The 2,973-nt window shown below is 53.0% G+C and carries 2 rRNA genes (1 of these 2 running past the window's edge); both read left to right on the forward strand.

From position 1 onward, the window contains the following. Positions 1-2,530: ribosomal RNA gene (locus KKO72_RS20680) — 23S ribosomal RNA — on the forward strand (it extends 360 nt beyond the left edge of the window). 123 nt (positions 2,531-2,653) lie between these two features. Continuing rightward, positions 2,654-2,768, forward strand: a 5S ribosomal RNA gene (rrf, locus tag KKO72_RS20685). Positions 2,769-2,973 lie beyond the last annotated feature (205 nt).

Raw genomic sequence — 2,973 nt, forward strand, 5'->3', positions numbered from 1 at the left:
TCGAGTAGGGCGGGACACGTGACATCCTGTCTGAATATGGGGGGACCATCCTCCAAGGCTAAATACTCCTGACTGACCGATAGTGAACCAGTACCGTGAGGGAAAGGCGAAAAGAACCCCTGTGAGGGGAGTGAAATAGAACCTGAAACCGTGTACGTACAAGCAGTGGGAGCCCTTCGGGGTGACTGCGTACCTTTTGTATAATGGGTCAGCGACTTACATTTTGTAGCGAGGTTAACCGTATAGGGGAGCCGTAGGGAAACCGAGTCTTAACTGGGCGTCTAGTTGCAAGGTGTAGACCCGAAACCGGGTGATCTAGCCATGGGCAGGTTGAAGGTTGAGTAACATCAACTGGAGGACCGAACCCACTAACGTTGCAAAGTTAGGGGATGACCTGTGGCTGGGGGTGAAAGGCCAATCAAACTCGGAGATAGCTGGTTCTCCCCGAAAGCTATTTAGGTAGCGCCTCGGACGAATACTACTGGGGGTAGAGCACTGTTTGGACTAGGGGGTCATCCCGACTTACCAACTCCATGCAAACTCCGAATACCAGTAAGTAATATCCGGGAGACACACGGCGGGTGCTAACGTCCGTCGTGAAGAGGGAAACAACCCAGACCGCCGGCTAAGGTCCCAAAGTTCTGGTTAAGTGGGAAACGATGTGGGAAGGCTCAGACAGCTAGGATGTTGGCTTAGAAGCAGCCATCATTTAAAGAAAGCGTAATAGCTCACTAGTCGAGTCGGCCTGCGCGGAAGATGTAACGGGGCTCAAACCAGGCACCGAAGCCGCGGATTCACACTTATGTGTGAGTGGTAGGGGAGCGTTCTGTAAGTCTGCGAAGGTGTATCGAGAGGTATGCTGGAGATATCAGAAGTGCGAATGCTGACGTAAGTAACGATAAAGGGGGTGAAAAGCCTCCTCGCCGGAAGACCAAGGGTTCCTGTCCAACGTTAATCGGGGCAGGGTGAGTCGACCCCTAAGGTGAGGCCGAAAGGCGTAATCGATGGGAAGCAGGTTAATATTCCTGCACGACTTGTAATTGCGATGGGGGGACGGAGAAGGCTAGGTGGGCCAGGCGACGGTTGTCCTGGTGAAAGTGCGTAGGTGGTGTTTCTAGGCAAATCCGGAGACACAACACTGAGACACGAGACGAAGCCACTACGGTGGTGAAGCCATTGATGCCCTGCTTCCAGGAAAAGCCTCTAAGCTTCAGATTACAAGTCATCGTACCCCAAACCGACACAGGTGGTCGGGTAGAGAATACCAAGGCGCTTGAGAGAACTCGGGTGAAGGAACTAGGCAAAATAGAACCGTAACTTCGGGAGAAGGTTCGCTCTTGACAGTGAAGTCCCTTGCGGATGGAGCAGTTGGGAGTCGCAGTGACCAGATGGCTGGGACTGTTTATCAAAAACACAGCACTCTGCAAACACGAAAGTGGACGTATAGGGTGTGACACCTGCCCGGTGCCGGAAGGTTAATTGATGGGGTTAGCGCAAGCGAAGCTCTTGATCGAAGCCCCGGTAAACGGCGGCCGTAACTATAACGGTCCTAAGGTAGCGAAATTCCTTGTCGGGTAAGTTCCGACCTGCACGAATGGTGTAACCATGGCCATGCTGTCTCCACCCGAGACTCAGTGAAATCGAATTCGCCGTGAAGATGCGGTGTACCCGCGGCTAGACGGAAAGACCCCGTGAACCTTTACTACAGCTTGGCACTGAACATTGAACCTACATGTGTAGGATAGGTGGGAGGCTTTGAAGGCGTGACGCCAGTTGCGCTGGAGCCGTCCTTGAAATACCACCCTTGTATGTTTGATGTTCTAACGCAGGTCCCTGAATCGGGATCGCGGACAGTGCCTGGTGGGTAGTTTGACTGGGGCGGTCTCCTCCCAAAGAGTAACGGAGGAGCACGAAGGTTGGCTAATCCTGGTCGGACATCAGGAGGTTAGTGCAATGGCATAAGCCAGCTTAACTGCGAGACGGACAGGTCGAGCAGGTACGAAAGTAGGTCATAGTGATCCGGTGGTTCTGAATGGAAGGGCCATCGCTCAACGGATAAAAGGTACTCCGGGGATAACAGGCTGATACCGCCCAAGAGTTCATATCGACGGCGGTGTTTGGCACCTCGATGTCGGCTCATCACATCCTGGGGCTGAAGTCGGTCCCAAGGGTATGGCTGTTCGCCATTTAAAGTGGTACGCGAGCTGGGTTCAGAACGTCGTGAGACAGTTCGGTCCCTATCTGCCGTGGGCGTTGGATGATTGAAGGGAGTTGCTCCTAGTACGAGAGGACCGGAGTGAACGAACCTCTGGTGTTCGGGTTGTCACGCCAGTGGCACTGCCCGGTAGCTAAGTTCGGAATCGATAACCGCTGAAAGCATCTAAGCGGGAAGCGAGCCCTGAGATGAGTCATCCCTGACCCCTTGAGGGTCCTAAAGGGCCGTTGGAGACCACAACGTTGATAGGCGGGGTGTGTAAGTGCAGCGATGCATTGAGCTAACCCGTACTAATTACCCGTGAGGCTTAACCATACAACACCCAAGAAGTGTTCTGGGCCTTGTAGCGAATGAACGAACTACTTAAAAATTCAGTGATAGCGACAAGCCAATAGGCAACATCGTTATTCACGTCAGCTTTCTGGATTAAAGAATTTGCCTGGCGGCCATAGCGCCGTGGAACCACCTGATCCCATGCCGAACTCAGAAGTGAAACGCGGTAGCGCCGATGGTAGTGTGGCATTCGCCATGCGAGAGTAGGACACTGCCAGGCACCCAACGTTGAAAGCCCGCTCATCTGAGCGGGCTTTTCTATTGCTTGAAATTCAAGTGCTTGGCTGCAAATTGCCAGGTGATGTTTTCCTTCTGCCCCCTCATTCGTTCATTTTCCCCCGCTCTATTCCGGATGGCTGCGCCATCCAGCGTTATATATCGCCGCCCATGTCGCTTGTCTGAATATAAAAAGCACAGAATGTGAT

The organism is Rhodoferax sp. U11-2br (assembly GCF_018619435.1).
Lineage (GTDB): Bacteria > Pseudomonadota > Gammaproteobacteria > Burkholderiales > Burkholderiaceae_C > Rhodoferax.